The organism is Streptomyces sp. NPDC058685, assembly GCF_042714725.1.
Classification (GTDB): Bacteria; Actinomycetota; Actinomycetes; order Streptomycetales; family Streptomycetaceae; genus Streptomyces.
Genome location: NZ_JBHXSL010000023.1, coordinates 71,180 through 87,059, shown reverse-complemented (window position 1 = coordinate 87,059; position 15,880 = coordinate 71,180). Strand labels below are relative to the sequence as shown.

Annotated in this window: 11 protein-coding genes; 7 read left to right on the top strand and 4 right to left on the bottom strand. The window is 70.3% G+C overall.

The window, feature by feature from the left end; genetic code table 11:
* Window positions 1–7: 7 nt before the first annotated feature.
* Window positions 8–1,822 (bottom strand): ABC transporter ATP-binding protein, encoded by a 1,815-nt coding sequence (locus ACFWU3_RS20135; protein WP_384439072.1) that lies wholly within the window; start codon window positions 1,820–1,822, stop codon window positions 8–10.
* Between the two features lie 209 nt (window positions 1,823–2,031).
* On the opposite strand from ACFWU3_RS20135, the gene ACFWU3_RS20130 reads away from it, so the two are divergent.
* On the top strand, window positions 2,032–2,478 hold the full coding sequence (locus ACFWU3_RS20130; RefSeq protein ID WP_384439069.1) for a MarR family winged helix-turn-helix transcriptional regulator: 447 nt from the start codon (window positions 2,032–2,034) through the stop codon (window positions 2,476–2,478).
* Between the two features lie 144 nt (window positions 2,479–2,622).
* Window positions 2,623–4,062, top strand: coding sequence for a Gfo/Idh/MocA family protein (locus tag ACFWU3_RS20125; RefSeq protein ID WP_384439066.1), 1,440 nt, complete (start codon window positions 2,623–2,625; stop codon window positions 4,060–4,062).
* Between the two features lie 86 nt (window positions 4,063–4,148).
* On the opposite strand, the gene ACFWU3_RS20120 is transcribed toward ACFWU3_RS20125, so the two are convergent.
* Window positions 4,149–5,843, bottom strand: a complete 1,695-nt coding sequence (locus ACFWU3_RS20120) for a peptide-N4-asparagine amidase (protein WP_384439063.1) — start codon at window positions 5,841–5,843, stop codon at window positions 4,149–4,151.
* A 158-nt stretch (window positions 5,844–6,001) separates the two neighbouring features.
* Here ACFWU3_RS20120 and ACFWU3_RS20115 point away from each other — a divergent pair, with 158 nt between their 5' ends.
* Together ACFWU3_RS20115 and ACFWU3_RS20110 are read left to right on the top strand one after the other, a co-directional pair.
* Entirely contained in the window at window positions 6,002–7,813 is a 1,812-nt protein-coding gene (locus ACFWU3_RS20115; protein WP_384439060.1) for an ABC transporter transmembrane domain-containing protein, read from the top strand.
* Entirely contained in the window at window positions 7,810–9,591 is a 1,782-nt protein-coding gene (locus ACFWU3_RS20110) for an ABC transporter ATP-binding protein (protein WP_384439057.1), read from the top strand. The genes ACFWU3_RS20115 and ACFWU3_RS20110 overlap by 4 nt, the downstream gene beginning before the upstream one ends.
* A gap of 41 nt (window positions 9,592–9,632) precedes the next feature.
* Here ACFWU3_RS20110 and ACFWU3_RS20105 read toward each other — a convergent pair whose 3' ends face one another.
* Entirely contained in the window at window positions 9,633–10,424 is a 792-nt protein-coding gene (locus ACFWU3_RS20105) for a metal-dependent hydrolase (protein WP_384439119.1), read from the bottom strand.
* Window positions 10,425–10,506: 82 nt separating this feature from the next.
* Here ACFWU3_RS20105 and ACFWU3_RS20100 point away from each other — a divergent pair, with 82 nt between their 5' ends.
* Genes ACFWU3_RS20100 through ACFWU3_RS20090 form a run of 3 tightly spaced genes read left to right on the top strand, consistent with a single transcriptional unit; the run spans window position 10,507 to window position 14,552 of the window.
* Window positions 10,507–13,080, top strand: coding sequence for a DEAD/DEAH box helicase (locus ACFWU3_RS20100; protein ID WP_384439054.1), 2,574 nt, complete (start codon window positions 10,507–10,509; stop codon window positions 13,078–13,080).
* A 55-nt stretch (window positions 13,081–13,135) separates the two neighbouring features.
* Window positions 13,136–14,014 (top strand): acyl-CoA thioesterase II, encoded by an 879-nt coding sequence (locus ACFWU3_RS20095; RefSeq protein ID WP_313947691.1) that lies wholly within the window; start codon window positions 13,136–13,138, stop codon window positions 14,012–14,014.
* A 52-nt stretch (window positions 14,015–14,066) separates the two neighbouring features.
* A complete protein-coding gene (locus ACFWU3_RS20090) occupies window positions 14,067–14,552 on the top strand; it encodes a glutathione peroxidase (RefSeq protein ID WP_313947690.1) in 486 nt (161 codons plus the stop codon).
* A gap of 44 nt (window positions 14,553–14,596) precedes the next feature.
* Here ACFWU3_RS20090 and ACFWU3_RS20085 read toward each other — a convergent pair whose 3' ends face one another.
* Entirely contained in the window at window positions 14,597–15,823 is a 1,227-nt protein-coding gene (locus ACFWU3_RS20085; RefSeq protein ID WP_384439051.1) for an acyl-CoA dehydrogenase family protein, read from the bottom strand.
* Between the last annotated feature and the right edge of the window lie 57 nt (window positions 15,824–15,880).

The following is a 15,880-nucleotide window of genomic DNA, read 5'->3' as shown; positions in this document are numbered from 1 at the left end:
TCGGCACTCAGGGGGCGATGACGGGGACGGTCAACTGCGTGTCCCTGCGCACCAATGCGGCATAGCGGCCGTCCAGAGCGAGCAGCTTGTCGTGGCTGCCGCGCTCGGCCACGCGTCCGGCTTCCAGGACGACGATCTCGTCCGCGTCCCGGACGGTGGAGAGGCGATGCGCGATGGTGATGGTCGTGCGGCCCGCGGACAGCGCGTCGATGGCCTCCTGCACCGCGTACTCGGTCCGGGTGTCCAGGGCGCTGGTCGCCTCGTCGAGGATGAGCACGGGCGGGTCGCGCAGGATCGTGCGCGCGATGGCGAGGCGCTGCTTCTCACCTCCGGAGAACCGGTATCCCCGTTCGCCGACCAGGGTGTCGTACCCATCGGGCAGGGAGGCGATGTGATCGTGGATCTGCGCGGCCCGGGCGGCCGCCTCGATCTCCGCGTCCGTGGCGTCCGGCTTGGCGAAGCGCAGGTTCTCGGCCACGGAGGCATGGAAGAGATAGGTCTCCTGGGAGACCACACCGACGGCGCGCGCGAGGGTGTCGAAGTCCAGGTCGCGGACGTCGACTCCGTCGATCGTGACCCGGCCTCCGGTGACGTCGTACAGCCGGGGCACCAGATAGCTCAGGGTGGACTTGCCGGAGCCGGTGGGTCCGACGACGGCGAGCCGCCCCCCGGCCGGGACGGTCACGTCGACACCGTCGATGGTGAGCTCGGCCTGGGTGGCGTCGTAGGCGAAGTCGATGTCCTCGAAGCGCACTTCTCCCCGGATCGTGTCGAGCCGCACCGGCTTCTCCGGTTCGGTGATCTCCACGGGCAGGTCGAGGTACTCGAAGATGCGCTGGAAGAGCGCGAGGGACGCCTGCATCTGCACACCGGTGGAGAGCAGGCTCACGGCCGGACGGAACAGGCCCTGCTGGAGGGAGACGAAGGCGACGAGGGTGCCGATGGAGATCGTGGGCCCGCCGCTCTGGAGGGCGAACCCGGCGGCCCAGTAGATGAGGGCCGGCATCGCGGCCATGACGATGCCGATGGTCGACATGCGCCAGCGTCCGGCCATGCTGGAGCGCACTTCGAGGTCGACGAGCCGCTCGGACTCCTCGGCGAAGGACTTGGTGAGAGAGTCGGCCCGGCCCATGGTGCGGCCGAGCAGGATGCCACTGACCGAGAGCGACTCGGTGACGGTCGCGGCCATCACCGCCATCTGTTTCTGGCGCTGGGTGGTGATGCGCTTGCGTTCGTTGCCCACGCGGCGGCTGATCCAGACGAACAGCGGCAGCAGGAGCAGCGAGACGACGGTGAGCCGCCAGTCCAGCGCGAGCATCGCCACGACGGTGGCGACGACGGCGGTGAGGTTGGAGACCAGGGAGGTGGCGGTCGAGGTCACGGTCGCCTGCATGCCGCCGATGTCATTGGCGATCCGTGACTGGACCTCGCCGGTGCGCGTCCTGGTGAAGAAGGCGAGCGGCATCCGCTGGAGCTGGGCGTAGACCGCGGTGCGCAGGTCGTGCATCACGCGCTGGCCGACGGTGGTGGAGATCAGTGTCTGCAGGACGCCGAAGACGCTGGTCATCACCGCGGTGAGGATCATGCCGAGGGCGAGCAGGCTCAGCAGGCCGGTGCGGCCCTGCGGAATGGCGGTGTCGAGAATCTCGCGCAGCATGAAGGGCGAGGCGACGGAGACGGCCGACGCGGCGCCGACGAGCAGTCCGACGATCGCGAGACGGCCGCGGTAGGGACGGAAGAGCCGGAGGATCCGGCGGACCTCGGCCCTCGGTTGTTCCGGTTCTTTGGCGTGGGCGTTCCACGGGGTGGCTTCGGGGTGCATGGGCTCCTTCGAGGGTTCCGCCGGAGTGTCCGGGCTCGACGACTGCCGACGAGGGTCGACAGTCGACGACTCCTCATTCGTACGTACCGCAGGTGCGGCCGCACGTACCGCACGTACGGGATGAGTCCGGACGTACAGGATGAGATTTTGAGAGCCTAGCTCACTGTTACCTGTATTCACAATGAGCCTGGTCCTGATATTGTTCCCGTATGAGCACACCCGACCCCGACGGCCTGCTGGCCGAGCAGTTGCTGCGGCTGACCCGGAGACTGCATCGCAGCCAGAAGCGGCAGCTGGAGTCGGCCGACATCGCGATCACCCCCGCCCAGTCCCGTCTGCTGCGCACCCTCGCCCACTACGACGACCCGCCACGCATGGCCGACATCGCGTCCCGCCTCGAAGTGGTCCCGCGGGCCGTGACGAGCCTGGTGGACGGGCTGGAGGCGAGCGGCTGCGTCCGCCGCGCCCCCGACCCCAGCAACCGCCGGGTGATCCGGATCGAGCTCACCGACACCGGCCGCGCCACGCTCCGGGCCCTGCGGGCGGCGCGGCGCGCGGCGGCGGAGGACATCCTGGCTCCGCTCACCGCCGAGCAGCGCGAGGTGTTCGGCGGGCTGCTCTCCACCCTGGTCGACGGCCCCGGAGTCCGCTGCTGACACCTCCGTCCGGCCGCGCGACGAAGAGTCCATGCGTTCACACCCAAGAGTCCAAACGCGGCTCTTGCTCATCACCAGCCTCAACACCCATGGTCCTAGCCGAGGTTCATGACCCGGCCGCGCACCAGCTTTCGTGGAGGCTCGATGAACGACGCAGCGATACCGGACCAGCGCAGTGACGACGGCGACGACGACGGCTCGATGAGCCGTCGTTCCGTTCTACGGACCACGGCGGGCGTGGCGGGAGCGGGGCTCGGCCTCAGCGCCCTGGGGACGGGCACCGCGGCCGCGGCCCAGACCGCGAGATCCGCCGCCGCACCGCAGGCCCCGTCCCCCGCACGGCAGGGCCGCACCATGGCCGGGGTGCCCTTCGAGCGCCGCGGGACGGTGCGCGTCGGCATCATCGGCCTCGGCAACCGCGGTGGCAGCATGATCGATCTCTTCCTCGCCGTCCCCGGCGTCCGGGTGATGGCCGTCTGCGACCCGGTGAAGGCCAAGACCGAGAGCGCCGCCGCCAAGGTCGTGGCCGCCGGGCAGCCCGCGCCGGCCGTCTACACCAAGGGCGACGACGACTACGAGAATCTCTGCAAGCGCGGCGACATCGACTTCGTCTATGTCGCGACGCCGTGGGACCTCCACTTCGAGATGGCGAAGACCGCGCTGCTCAACGGCAAGCACGTCGGCGTGGAGTGTCCGATCGCCATGAGGCTGGACGAACTGTGGGCGCTGGTGGATCTCTCCGAGCGCACCCGCCGGCACTGCATGCAGCTGGAGAACTGCTGCTACGGCCGCAACGAGATGCGCGTGCTGCGGATGGCGCACGCGGGCAAGTTCGGTGAACTCCTGCACGGGGCAGGGGCGTACAACCACGATCTGCGCGGTCTGATGTTCGATCCCGACTACTACGAGGGCCCGTGGCGCAGGCTGTGGCACACCAGGCTGCGCGGGGATCTGTATCCCAACCACGGCTTCGGCCCCGTCGCCAACTACCTGGACGTCAACCGCGGCGACCGCGTGGTGAGCATCTCCAGTTTCGGCACCCCGGCGCTGGGCCTGGCGGAGTACCGCAAGGCGCACATGCCGCCGGGCGATCCGAGCTGGAAGGAGACGTACATCGAGAGCGACCGGACGATCAGCATGCTCCGCACCGCGAAGGGGCGGGTCATCCGGCTGGAGCACGATGTGTCGACTCCGCACCCCTACAGCCGGATCAACAGTCTGGGCGGCACGAAGGGCGTCTTCGAGGACTACCCCGCGCGCATCTACATCGAGCCCGACCACTCCGACGACTCCTGGGGCGACTTCGAGGCGTACACGGAGTGGGACCACTGGCTCTGGAAGGAGCACTCCGACCCGCCGGGCGGGCATGGCGGCATGGACTACATCATGATCTTCCGGGTGATGCAGTGCATGCAGCTGGGGCTGGTTCCGGACTTCGACGTCTACGACGCGGCGACCTGGACTGCTCCCGTCCCGCTCAGCCACGCGTCGGTGAAGGCGAAGGGTGCGCCGATGGAGATGCCCGACTTCACCCGCGGCGAGTGGCGCAAGGAGCGCTCCGGCGTGGACTCGGACAAGCCGTAGGCGGCCCGCGCGGGGCCCGGTCGGCACAGACCGGGCCCGGCGCTCCGATCGGCACCCTCAGCGCCGGGCCCGGCAGTTGGGGGTGCTCAGCAGCGCCGGCGGTCCTCTGTGAGCGCACCCTGAACCGTCGTCAGGCTCCGGTCGTAGCAGCCCTCCGAGCCGTGGAACCGGTACCGCTCCGCGGTGCGGCCCACCGCGTGCCGCTGATCGCGCGGCACATTGACCGTGTAGGTGGCGTCGCCGGTGTACCGGTCGTCCAGCCGCGACCACACGAGCCGCCGGCCGTCGCGCACCTCGGCCGTATCGGCCCTGTCTCCCAGCGTGAGCACGGTTCGCAGCCGGTCGCCGGCGCCGAGCGTGGTGGTGCCGTCCATCGTGAAGACGCGGTGGGTGGCGGTGGCCCGGCCACCGGACGTGACCGTCTCGTCGTCCGTCCAGGTCCCCTTGAGCGCGTCGAGCTTCTCGTCCTCGGTCCAGCGGTGGACGGACACGTTCCCGACCGCGCGGCTGACGGTGGTCGTGACCCGCCCGTGCGAGGTGTCGAGATACCCGCTCACGGTGAGGCCGTGGCCGCCCTTCGTGTCGAGGCGGTGCTCCGGACCGGGCGTGTGCCGCACCGAGTCGGCCGGGGTGCTCTCGTGATGGCGGGTCAGTCCGCCGGTGACCACCGTGCTGCCCTCGTCCTGCCACACGAGCACGTTGGTGGGGGTGCTCCATCCGGGCCGGCCCTGCGGGACCCCGGCGACGGACACCTCGACACGGTGCTCCCGGCCGTCGTTGAGCAGGCCGGCGAAGGGGGTGAGGTCGTACTGGACCGGCTTGATGTCGAGCGCCCGCGGCCCCGGGATCACATACCAGAGAAAGGGGTTGGACCAGCCACCGGTCCACACCGTCGGGAAGGGCGCGGCGATGCCCGCGAGCCGGCCGTCGACCCTGATCTGCACCTCGCGGTAGGGGCCGTCGCCGGCCTTGCAGGAGTACGGGGCGGTGTCCGGGACGGTCAGGTACCAGTACTCCTCGCAGCCGCCGCCGGAACCCGTGGCATACACCTCGGCGACGATGCGCTCGGAGTTGCGGGGCGTGGTGAGCGACGTGCCGTTCAGGGCGAGCACCCGGTCGGGGACGGCGGCGGAGCGGGCCGCGCCGTGGGCGGCGTAGAAGGTGAGCGTGACCTTGACGTCGATGATCCCGGTGTACATCTCGTCGACGACGTTGCCGATCAGCATCTCGACCGGCTGCGCGCCGCGCAGGAGTTCGCTGTAGCGCGTGACGTCCTTCTCCACCGACCAGGCGATTCCGTCGGGCGAGGGCTGCGGTGTCGAGGTGCGCAGGATCTCCACTCCCCCGACGGCCAGATGGCCCAGACGGTCGTACTGGCGGCCCTTCACGTTCCCGTCGAGCCGCAGCACCACCGTGCTCCAGCGGTCACCGCAGCCCTTCGGAGGCGTGTAACTCCCCCGGTACGGCGTGAAGTCGCGGAACTGCGCCTGTGCCACCGTCACTTCGCAGGACCGGGTGTCCGGGCGGGTCACGGGCGGCGCGGCGGTGACGGGGTCGTGCCAGTCGCTGCCGAACTCGGCCGGCGGTTCGGATGCCCGTGGTTCGGCAGCCGCTGAGCCGGATTCCGGCGGTTCGGATGTCCGTGGTTCGGCAGCCGATGATCCGGATTCCGGCGGTTCGGCGGCCGACGGTCCGACGGCTGCCGCGACGGGCCCCGCGCCGAGCAGTGGTCCGGTCACCAGAACCAGCCCGGCGAGCATGGACATGATCTGTCGTCTCATGCCCCAGGAGTGAACCGGCGACCGCCCCGGCACGCCAGGCCCACGGACCGGGGATTGGCGCGTTCTGCCTTGTCACGCGCGAAAACCGATTGCGGAAGGGGCCTTCGAAAGGCGAACCTTGCACGGTTTGCGCCACCCGTTTCGAGCTCTGGGACGTCATGCAGATTCGCGATCTTCCGTACACCGACCCCGGCTCGCCGGATGCCAGGTCGGGGCCGCGGTTCCTGCTCTGGCTCGGTCGCAATCAGCTGGACGGCCAGCTCAAGGCGCTGGCCTGGGGACTGCTGCACTTCTGCGGTGTGGCGGGCCTGCCACTGGGCGTCGGCCGGGCCGTGCAGGCGGTCGTGGACCGCTCCGGCAGCGGGCTCGCGCTCTCCGGCGCGGTGATCGTCCTGTGCGGTGTGGCGATCACCGTGGGCGACACCATGCTGCACCGCGCGGCCGTCACCAACTGGATCACCGCCGCCGCCCGGGTCCAGCAGCTGCTGGCCCGCAAGGCCGCGGAACTCGGCTCGGCGCTGACCCGCCGGGTCGCGGCCGGCGAAGTGGTCGCGGTCTCCACCGGCGATGTCGAGAAGATCGGCTGGTTCGTCGAAGCCGTCTCCCGTTTCGCCGCGGCCGCCCTCACCGTGGTCCTGGTCTGCGTCGGTCTGCTGCTCTACGAGCCGGAGCTCGGCGTGATCGTCGCCATCGGTGTGCCGGTGCTGGCGCTGGCGGTGCTGCCGCTGCTCCCCCGTGCCACCCGGCGCGCCGACATCCAGCGGGAGAAGGCCGGCAGGGCCACCGAGCTGGCCTCGGACACCGTCGCAGGACTGCGCGTCCTGCGCGGCATCGGCGGCGAGGAGCTGTTCCTCGGCCGCTACCGCGATGCCTCCCAGGAGGTCCGCAGGGCGGCGGTCCGCAGCGCCCGGATGTGGGCGCTGATCTCGGCGATCCAGGTCCTGCTGCCTGGTCTGCTGCTGATCGCGGTGGTCTGGTACGGGGCGGGGCTCGTCCGGGACGGCCGGATCGGCGTAGGTGAGCTGGTCACCGCGTTCAGCGCGGTGACGCTCCTGATGTACCCGCTGCGGCACTTCGAGGAGATCGCGATGGCGTACTCCTTCTCGCGGCCCTCCGCGAAGCGTGCCGCCCGGGTGCTGGCACTGCGCCGTACGACGGAGCCGTCCGGCGTGGAGTACGGCAGCCCGAGCGGCGACCTGTACGACCCGGCGACCGGCGTCCTCGCACCGGCCGGCCGGTTCACGGCCGTCGTGTGCGGGGACCCGGACGCGGCCGGCGTGCTGGCGGAACGGCTCGGCGGGCACGCGGCCGGCGGCACGGACGGCGCGCCGTCCGTGCTGCTGGGCGGTGTGCCGCTGGACGAACTGGTGCTGGACGCCTCACGTACCGCCGTCCTGGTCCAGGACAAGGACCCGGTGCTGCTCTCCGGCACGCTGCGGGAGCTGCTCGACGTACCGGCCTCCGGTCAGGTGGCCGCCGAGGACGCGCTCGCGGCCGCGCAGTGCGCCGACGTCCTGGACGCGCTCGCGCAGGCGTCCGTGGAGGACGACGGCGATCCGATGGAGACGCGCATCACCGAACGCGGCCGGTCGCTCTCGGGCGGGCAGCGCCAGCGGCTCGCCCTGGCCCGGTCGCTGGTCACCGACCCCGAGGTGCTCGTCCTGGACGAGCCGACGTCCGCCGTGGACTCGCACACGGAGGCGCGGATCGCCGAGGGCATCCGCACGCTGCGCACCGGCCGCACCACGGTGGTGTTCGCCTCGTCGCCGCTGCTGCTGGACCGCGCCGACCGGGTGGTGTTCGTGCACGACGGCAAGGTCGCTGCGGTCGGCACCCACCGCGAACTGCTGCACGGCGTCGAGTACCGGGGGGTCGTGACCCGTGAGACCGAGGAGGAGCAACTCGGTGGCCCACAGGCCGCCGACGAGCTCGTGGACGTGGAACTGGAAGAGATGGAGGAGTCGGCGTGATCGGCGTGGCACCACCGGCATACGATCCGGCGGCCCCGGAGTCGACGGCGACCCTGCCCGTCGGCACCCCGGCGACGGTGCGGACCTACGTCCGCGAACTGCTGCGGCGACATCGCGGGGCCTTCGTCCTGCTGGTCTCCGTCAACGCCGTCGCGGTCATCGCCTCGATGGTCGGCCCCTACCTGCTCGGCGGGCTGGTCGAGGACCTCGCCGACGGAGCACGCGATCTGCACCTGGAGCGCACGGCGGCCCTGTTCGCGGTCGCTCTGGTCGTGCAGACCGTGTTCACCCGGCTGATGCGGCTGCGCGGCGCCATGCTCGGCGAGGAGATGCTGGCCGACCTGCGTGAGGACTTCCTCGTCCGGTCGGTGGGTCTGCCGCCGGGCGTGCTGGAGCGGGCCGGCACCGGTGATCTGCTGTCGCGCATCACCACCGACATCGACCGGCTGGCCAACGCGATGCGCGAGGCCGTGCCGCAGCTGGCGATCGGCGTGGTCTGGGCGGGACTGCTCATCGGCGCGCTCACCGTGACCGCGCCGCCGCTGGCGCTGGCCGTGCTGGTCGCCCTCCCGGTCCTGGTGATCGGCTGCCGCTGGTACTTCCGGCGGGCGCCGTCCGCGTACCGCTCGGAGGCCGCCGGATACGCGGCGGTCGCCGCGGTGCTCGCGGAGACCGTGGACGCCGGCCGGACGGTGGAGGCGCACCGGCTCGGGGACCGCCGGGTGTCCCTGTCCGAGCAGCGGATCAAGGAGTGGACCGCCTGGGAGCGCTACACGCTCTATCTGCGGTCGGTGCTCTTCCCGGTCATCAACGTGACCCATGTGACGATCCTCGGCGCGGTGCTGCTGATCGGCGGCGTCTTCGTCCTCCAGGGCTGGATCTCCGTGGGCCAGCTGACGACGGGTGCCCTGCTGGCGCAGATGATGGTCGATCCGGTCAATCTGATCCTGCGCTGGTACGACGAGCTCCAGGTCGCCCAGGTGTCGATCGCCCGGCTCGTCGGCGTGCGGGACATCGAGCCGGACGCCGGCGACGCACGGGTGAGGCCCGAGGGACGGGACGTCCGCGCCGACGAGGTGCACTTCGGCTACCGCGAGGGCGTGGACGTCCTCCACGAGGTGTCCCTGTCGGTCGCGCCCGGCACTCGGCTGGCGCTGGTCGGCCCGTCCGGCGCGGGCAAGTCGACGCTGGGGCGGCTGCTGGCGGGCATCTACGCCCCGCGGGCGGGCCGGGTCTCGCTGGGCGACGCCGAGCTGTCCCGGATGCCGGCCGAGCGGGTCCGCGAGCATGTGGCCCTGGTCAACCAGGAGCACCATGTCTTCGTCGGCTCGCTGCGGGACAACCTCCTGCTGGCGCGTACGGGAGCGGCGGACGCGGAGCTGTGGGCCGCGCTCGGCGCGGTGGACGCGGACGGCTGGGCGCAGGCGCTGGACGAGGGCCTGGACACGGAGGTGGGCTCGGGCGGTCTCGCGCTCACCCCGGCACAGGCCCAGCAGATCGCGCTGGCCCGGCTGGTTCTGGCCGACCCGCACACGCTGGTGCTGGACGAGGCGACCTCGCTCCTGGACCCGCGTGCGGCCCGTCATCTGGAGCGCTCGCTCGCGCGCGTCCTGGACGGCCGTACGGTCGTGGCGATCGCGCACCGGCTGCACACCGCTCACGACGCGGATGTGATCGCGGTGGTCGAGGAGGGCCGGATCAGCGAGCTGGGCAGCCACGACGAACTGGTCGCGGCGGACGGGGCGTACGCGGCCCTGTGGCGCTCCTGGCACGGCTGAGCGTGCCGCGGTGGGGGTGGGTGGGCGCTGCCGGGCAGCTCTCAGATGTAGTTGAGCGCCGCGGCGCCGCCCACTCCCCCGAGCAGCATGAAGACCGGCATCAGCACCTTGAGCTCCACCCAGCTGCCCGCGCGGAACCGCATCGGCTTCGGCGGGCCGATCGGGTACCAGCGCTTGTTGCCCACGGGGATCGGCCACAGGATCGGGCAGCCCGAGATGGTCAGGGCGTCACCGATGTCGTGCACCAGGGCGCCGAGCACGACGGGCAGCCCCAGCCACAGGTACTCCTGGCCGGGTGAGGTGAACAGCCAGTCGGCTCCGTTGCCCGGCTGGTCCAGGACGCCCGCCAGGATCCAGGCGCTGGTCGCGCCCAGCAGCCACACCAGGACGTCGCTGGAGACCCGTGCCGCCCGCCAGAGCAGCCCTTCCACCGCCAGCACGAGGTGGATGAAGAGAATCGCCAGCACCGCCCAGCGGCCGCCGACGATCGCCAGCGCGGAGGTGCCGGCGCCGATCGTCACGGCCCAGAGCCAGGTGTGCGTCAGGGTGCGGTGGCCGCCGGTCCTGCGCTTGTCCCCCGGCTTCCTGGTCGCCTTGTAGACCGCGTACGACAGCTTGTCGACGATTCCGCAGAGCGTGCGCGATATCGGGCCGAAGGCACGGGAGATCGTCGCCGCCTTGTGGTCCAGGTCCGGTGCCAGTGCGGCGCCGGCGCAGATCAGCGCCCCGACGACGAGCACCGGCCACGGCATCGGGTGCCCCGCTGCGGCCGTCGCCGCGCCCACTCCCAGCCAGGCGGCTGCCCCGGACAGCGAATGCGCCGGTCCCATCATGTGCGTTCCCGCCCCCGTCGATCCCGTGCTGAAGCTCATGGTGCTTGCGGTGAAGCCCAGTTGACGAGTCAGCGTATCGCTCATGATCTTCCCTCCACCGTCCGGTTCCCGCATCGGGACCGAAGGCAGGCAAGATGGGGGCGTGACCCTTATCGATCAGCTGCCGCCGGATGCCGACCCCGATGCCCTCTTCGAGGCCTTCACCTCATGGGCCGAGGGCCAGGGCATCACGCTCTATCCGGCTCAGGAGGAAGCGCTGATCGAGGTGGTTTCCGGGGCGAACGTGATCCTTTCGACCCCGACCGGCTCGGGCAAGAGCCTGGTCGCGGCGGGCGCGCATTTCACGGCGCTGGCGAAGGACCAGGTCACCTTCTACACCGCGCCGATCAAGGCGCTGGTCTCGGAGAAGTTCTTCGACCTGTGCAAGCTCTTCGGCACGGAGAACGTCGGCATGCTGACCGGCGACGCCTCCGTCAACGCCGACGCCCCCGTCATCTGCTGCACCGCCGAGGTGCTCGCCTCCATCGCCCTGCGCGACGGCAAGCACGCCGACATCGGCCAGGTGGTGATGGACGAGTTCCACTTCTACGCCGAGCCGGACCGCGGCTGGGCGTGGCAGATCCCGCTGCTGGAGCTGCCGCAGGCCCAGTTCGTCCTCATGTCGGCGACGCTCGGCGATGTGTCGATGTTCGAGAAGGACCTGACCCGGCGCACGGGGCGGCCGACCGCGGTCGTCCGGTCGGCGACCCGGCCCGTCCCGCTCTCCTACGAGTATGTGACGACGCCGATCACCGAGACGCTGACCGAGCTGCTGGAGACCCGGCAGGCTCCGGTCTACATCGTGCACTTCACGCAGGCCCAGGCGGTCGAGCGCGCGCAGTCGCTGATGAGCATCAACATGTGCACGCGCGAGGAGAAGGACAAGATCGCCGAGCTCATCGGCAACTTCCGCTTCACCACCAAGTTCGGCCAGAACCTCTCCCGTTTCGTGCGCCACGGCATCGGAGTGCACCACGCCGGCATGCTGCCCAAGTACCGCCGGCTGGTCGAGAAGCTGGCGCAGGCGGGCCTGCTGAAGGTCATCTGCGGTACGGACACCCTCGGAGTGGGCGTCAACGTCCCCATCCGCACCGTCCTGTTCACCGCGCTCACCAAGTACGACGGCAACCGGGTGCGCACCCTGCGCGCCCGTGAGTTCCACCAGATCGCGGGCCGCGCCGGACGGGCGGGCTTCGACACCGCGGGCTTCGTGGTGGCCCAGGCTCCCGAGCACGTCATCGAGAACGAGAAGGCGCTGGCGAAGGCGGGCGACGACCCGAAGAAGCGCCGCAAGGTGGTCAGGAAGAAGGCGCCGGAGGGCTTCGTCGCCTGGTCGGACACCACGTTCGAGAAGCTGATCGGCTCCGAGCCCGAGCCGCTGACCTCGCGCTTCCGGGTCACCAACATCATGCTGCTCTCGGTGATCGCCCGGCCGGGGAACGCCTTCGAGGCGATGCGTCATCTGCTGGAGGACAACCACGAGCCGCGCAAGGCGCAGCTGCGGCACATCCGCCGGGCCATCGCCATCTACCGCTCTCTGCTGGACGGCGGAGTGGTGGAACAGCTGGACAAGCCCGACGCGGAGGGCCGCACCATCCGGCTCACCGTCGACCTCCAGCAGGACTTCGCGCTGAACCAGCCCCTGTCGACGTTCGCCCTGGCCGCGTTCGACCTGCTCGACCCCGAATCGCCGTCCTACGCCCTGGACATGGTCTCCGTGGTCGAGTCGACGCTCGACGACCCCCGCCAGATCCTCGCCGCGATGCAGAACAAGGCGCGCGGGGAGGCCGTGGGGCAGATGAAGGCCGACGGCGTGGAGTACGAGGAGCGCATGGAGCGGCTCCAGGACATCTCGTACCCGAAGCCGCTCGAAGAGCTGCTGTGGCACGCGTACAACGTCTACAAGAAGTCGCACCCGTGGGTCGGCGACCATCCCGTGTCACCGAAGTCCGTGATCCGGGACATGTACGAACGGGCGCTGACGTTCACGGAGTTCACCTCCTGGTACGAACTCGCGCGCACCGAGGGCATCGTCCTGCGCTATCTCGCGAGCGCGTACAAGGCGCTGGAGCACACCATCCCGGACGACCTCAAGTCCGAGGACCTGGAGGATCTGATCGCCTGGCTCGGCGAGATGGTCCGTCAGGTCGACTCCAGCCTGCTGGACGAGTGGGAGCAGCTGGCCAATCCGGAGGTGGAGACCGCGGAGGAGGCCCAGGAGAGGGCCGACCAGGTCAAGCCGGTCACGGCCAACGCGCGCGCCTTCCGGGTGCTCGTGCGCAACGCGATGTTCCGCCGGGTGGAGCTGGCCGCGCTGGACAGGGTCAACGATCTCGGCGAGCTGGACGCGGAGTCCGGCTGGGACGCGGACGCCTGGGGCGAGGCGATGGACGCGTACTGGGACGAGTACGAGGAGCTGGGCACCGGCCCGGACGCCCGCGGCCCCAAGCTGCTGATCATCGAGGAGGACGCGCCGCACGGTCTGTGGCGCGTCCGGCAGATCTTCGCCGACCCGAACGGCGACCATGACTGGGGCATCAGCGCGGAGGTCGACCTCGCGGCCTCCGACGAACAGGCGCAGGCCGTGGTGCGTGTGACCGCCGTCGGTCAGCTGTGAGGACGCGCCTCGTGACAGGAATGCGGCTCATGACAGGAACACAGGAGAACACCCGATGACGAACCCGGCGGAACGCCTGGTGGATCTGCTCGACCTGGAGCAGATCGAGGTCAACATCTTCCGCGGTCCGAGCCCCAACGAATCCCTGCAGAGGGTCTTCGGCGGGCAGGTCGCCGGCCAGGCGCTGGTCGCGGCCGGCCGCACCACCGACGGGGAGCGCCCGGTGCACTCCCTGCACGCGTACTTCCTGCGGCCGGGCCGTCCCGGTGTGCCGATCGTCTACCAGGTCGAACGGGTCAGGGACGGCAGGTCGTTCACGACCCGCCGGGTCACCGCGATCCAGCAGGGCCGGACGATCTTCAATCTGACCGCGTCCTTCCACCGGCCGGAGGAGGGCAGCATCGAGCACCAGTTGCCGCCCCGCCTGGACTTCCCGGACCCCGAGACGCTGCCGACGGTCACCACGGAGATCCGCGAGCACCTCGGGACCCTTCCCGAGGCGCTGGAGCGGATGGCCCGCCGTCAGCCGTTCGACATCCGCTATGTCGACCGGCTGCGCTGGACGCCGGAGGAGATCAAGGAGAAGGAGTCGGATCCGCGCAGCGCGGTGTGGATGCGCGCGGTGGGTCCACTCGGCGACGACCCGCTGGTGCACACCTGCGCGCTGACGTACGCCAGCGACATGACCCTGCTGGACGCGGTCCGCATTCCGGTGGAGCCGCTGTGGGGCCAGCGCGGCTACGACATGGCGTCGCTGGACCACGCGATGTGGTTCCACCGGCCGTTCCGTGCGGACGAGTGGTTCCTGTACGACCAGGAGTCGCCTATCTCGACGGGCGGGCGGGGCCTGGCCCGCGGACGCATCTACGACCGGTCGGGCCAGTTGCTCGTATCGGTCGTGCAGGAAGGCCTGTTCAGGCCGCTGGGCGGCTGAGCCGCTTCGGCAGGCCGTCCGGAGGACGGCCGTAATCAATGGAGGAGAGCAGATGACATCGCTGTACGACATCCCGCTGCACACGCTGACCGGTGAGCCGACGTCCCTCGCCGCCTACCGGGGCCAGGCGGTCCTGGTGGTGAACGTGGCGTCCAAGTGCGGTCTCACCCCGCAGTACGCCGGTCTGGAGCAGTTGCAGAAGCAGTACGGCGAGCAGGGCTTCACCGTCCTCGGGGTGCCCTGCAACCAGTTCGCGGGCCAGGAGCCGGGTGACGCGGAGGAGATCCAGACCTTCTGCTCGGCGACGTACGGCGTGACCTTCCCCATGCTGGAGAAGGTGGAGGTGAACGGCGCGCAGCGGCACCCGCTGTACGTCGAGCTCACCAAGACGGCGGACGCGGACGGCGAGGCCGGCGACGTGCAGTGGAACTTCGAGAAGTTCCTGATCGGCAAGGACGGCGCGGTCGTGGCGCGCATCCGCCCGCGCACCGAGCCGGACTCCCCCGAGGTCGTCTCGGCGATCGAGGCGCTTCTCTGAGCCTTCGGCGGCGGGCCCGTTCGGGCCCGCCCCGCCGGCCGTGATCAGCGGATGGTCATGCCCGAGAGGGTGCGGGCGATCACCAGTCGCTGGATCTCGCTCGTGCCCTCGAAGATCGTGTAAATCGCCGCGTCGCGGTGCATGCGCTCGACCGGGTACTCGCGCGTGTAGCCGTTGCCGCCGAGGATCTGGACCGCCTGCGCGGTCACCTTCTTCGCCACCTCGCTCGCGTACAGCTTGGACATCGAGCCCTCGGCGGAGGTGAAGGGCTTGCCCGTCACGCCCATCCACGAGGCGCGCCACACCAGCAGCCGGGCCGCGTCGATCTGCGTGCGCATGTCGGCGAGCTGGAAGGCGATCCCCTGGTTGTCGATGATCGGGCGGCCGAACTGGCTGCGCGTCCTGGCGTAGTCGAGGGCCACCTCGTACGCGGCACGGGCGGTGCCGACCGCCATCGCACCCACGGCCGGGCGCGAGGCCTCGAAGGTCGCCATGGCCGCGTTCTTGACCCGCTGGCCGCCGGCCTTGACGCTCTCCCGGGCCCGGGCGAGGCGCTCGTCCAGCTTCTCCTTGCCGCCGAGCAGGCAGTACCCCGGCACGCGGACGTCCTCCAGGACGACCTCGGCGGTGTGCGAGGCGCGGATGCCGTGCTTCTTGAACTTCTGACCCTGGGAGAGTCCCCGGGTGTTCGGCGGCACGATGAAGGACGCGTGGCCCTTGGAGCCGATCTCCGGGTCGACGACGGCCACCACGACATGGACGTTGGCGATACCGCCGTTGGTCGCCCAGGTCTTGGTGCCGTTCAGCACCCACTCGTCCTTGGCCTCGTCGTACACCGCACGGGTCCGCATCGCGCCGACGTCCGAGCCGGCGTCCGGCTCGGAGGAGCAGAAGGCCGCCACCTTCACATCGTCGACGTCGCCGTACATCTGGGGGATCCAGGTGCCGATCTGCTCCTCGGTGCCGTTCGCGAGGACGCCGACCGCCGCAAGTCCCGTACCGACAATGGACAGACCGATACCGGCGTCGCCCCAGAAGAGCTCCTCCATGGCCATCGGAATCCCGAGACCGGTGGGGTCGAAGTACTGCTGCGCATAGAAGTCGAGGGAGTAGATTCCGACCTTGGCGGCTTCCTGGATCACCGGCCAGGGGGTCTCCTCACGCTCGTCCCACTCTGCGGCGGCCGGGCGCATCACGTCCTCGGCGAAGCCGTGCAACCAGTCCCTGACCTGCTTCTGGTCGTCGTTGAGATCGAGCGTGAACTCGGCCATGTCCCCTCCAGCACTGCGGTGTCTTCCTGCATGTTACTTGCGGTAACAGCAGTCTGT

Excerpts from the sequence above, each read along its gene's own strand:
- ACFWU3_RS20135 (WP_384439072.1), bottom strand. The coding sequence starts at position 1,822 with ATGCACCCCGAAGCCACCCCGTGGAACGCCCACGCCAAAGAACCGGAA.
- ACFWU3_RS20130 (WP_384439069.1), top strand. The coding sequence starts at position 2,032 with ATGAGCACACCCGACCCCGACGGCCTGCTGGCCGAGCAGTTGCTGCGG.
- ACFWU3_RS20125 (WP_384439066.1), top strand. The coding sequence starts at position 2,623 with ATGAACGACGCAGCGATACCGGACCAGCGCAGTGACGACGGCGACGAC.
- ACFWU3_RS20120 (WP_384439063.1), bottom strand. The coding sequence starts at position 5,843 with ATGAGACGACAGATCATGTCCATGCTCGCCGGGCTGGTTCTGGTGACC.
- ACFWU3_RS20115 (WP_384439060.1), top strand. The coding sequence starts at position 6,002 with ATGCAGATTCGCGATCTTCCGTACACCGACCCCGGCTCGCCGGATGCC.
- ACFWU3_RS20105 (WP_384439119.1), bottom strand. The coding sequence starts at position 10,424 with ATGATGGGACCGGCGCATTCGCTGTCCGGGGCAGCCGCCTGGCTGGGA.
- ACFWU3_RS20100 (WP_384439054.1), top strand. The coding sequence starts at position 10,507 with ATGATCTTCCCTCCACCGTCCGGTTCCCGCATCGGGACCGAAGGCAGG.
- ACFWU3_RS20095 (WP_313947691.1), top strand. The coding sequence starts at position 13,136 with ATGACGAACCCGGCGGAACGCCTGGTGGATCTGCTCGACCTGGAGCAG.
- ACFWU3_RS20090 (WP_313947690.1), top strand. The coding sequence starts at position 14,067 with ATGACATCGCTGTACGACATCCCGCTGCACACGCTGACCGGTGAGCCG.
- ACFWU3_RS20085 (WP_384439051.1), bottom strand. The coding sequence starts at position 15,823 with ATGGCCGAGTTCACGCTCGATCTCAACGACGACCAGAAGCAGGTCAGG.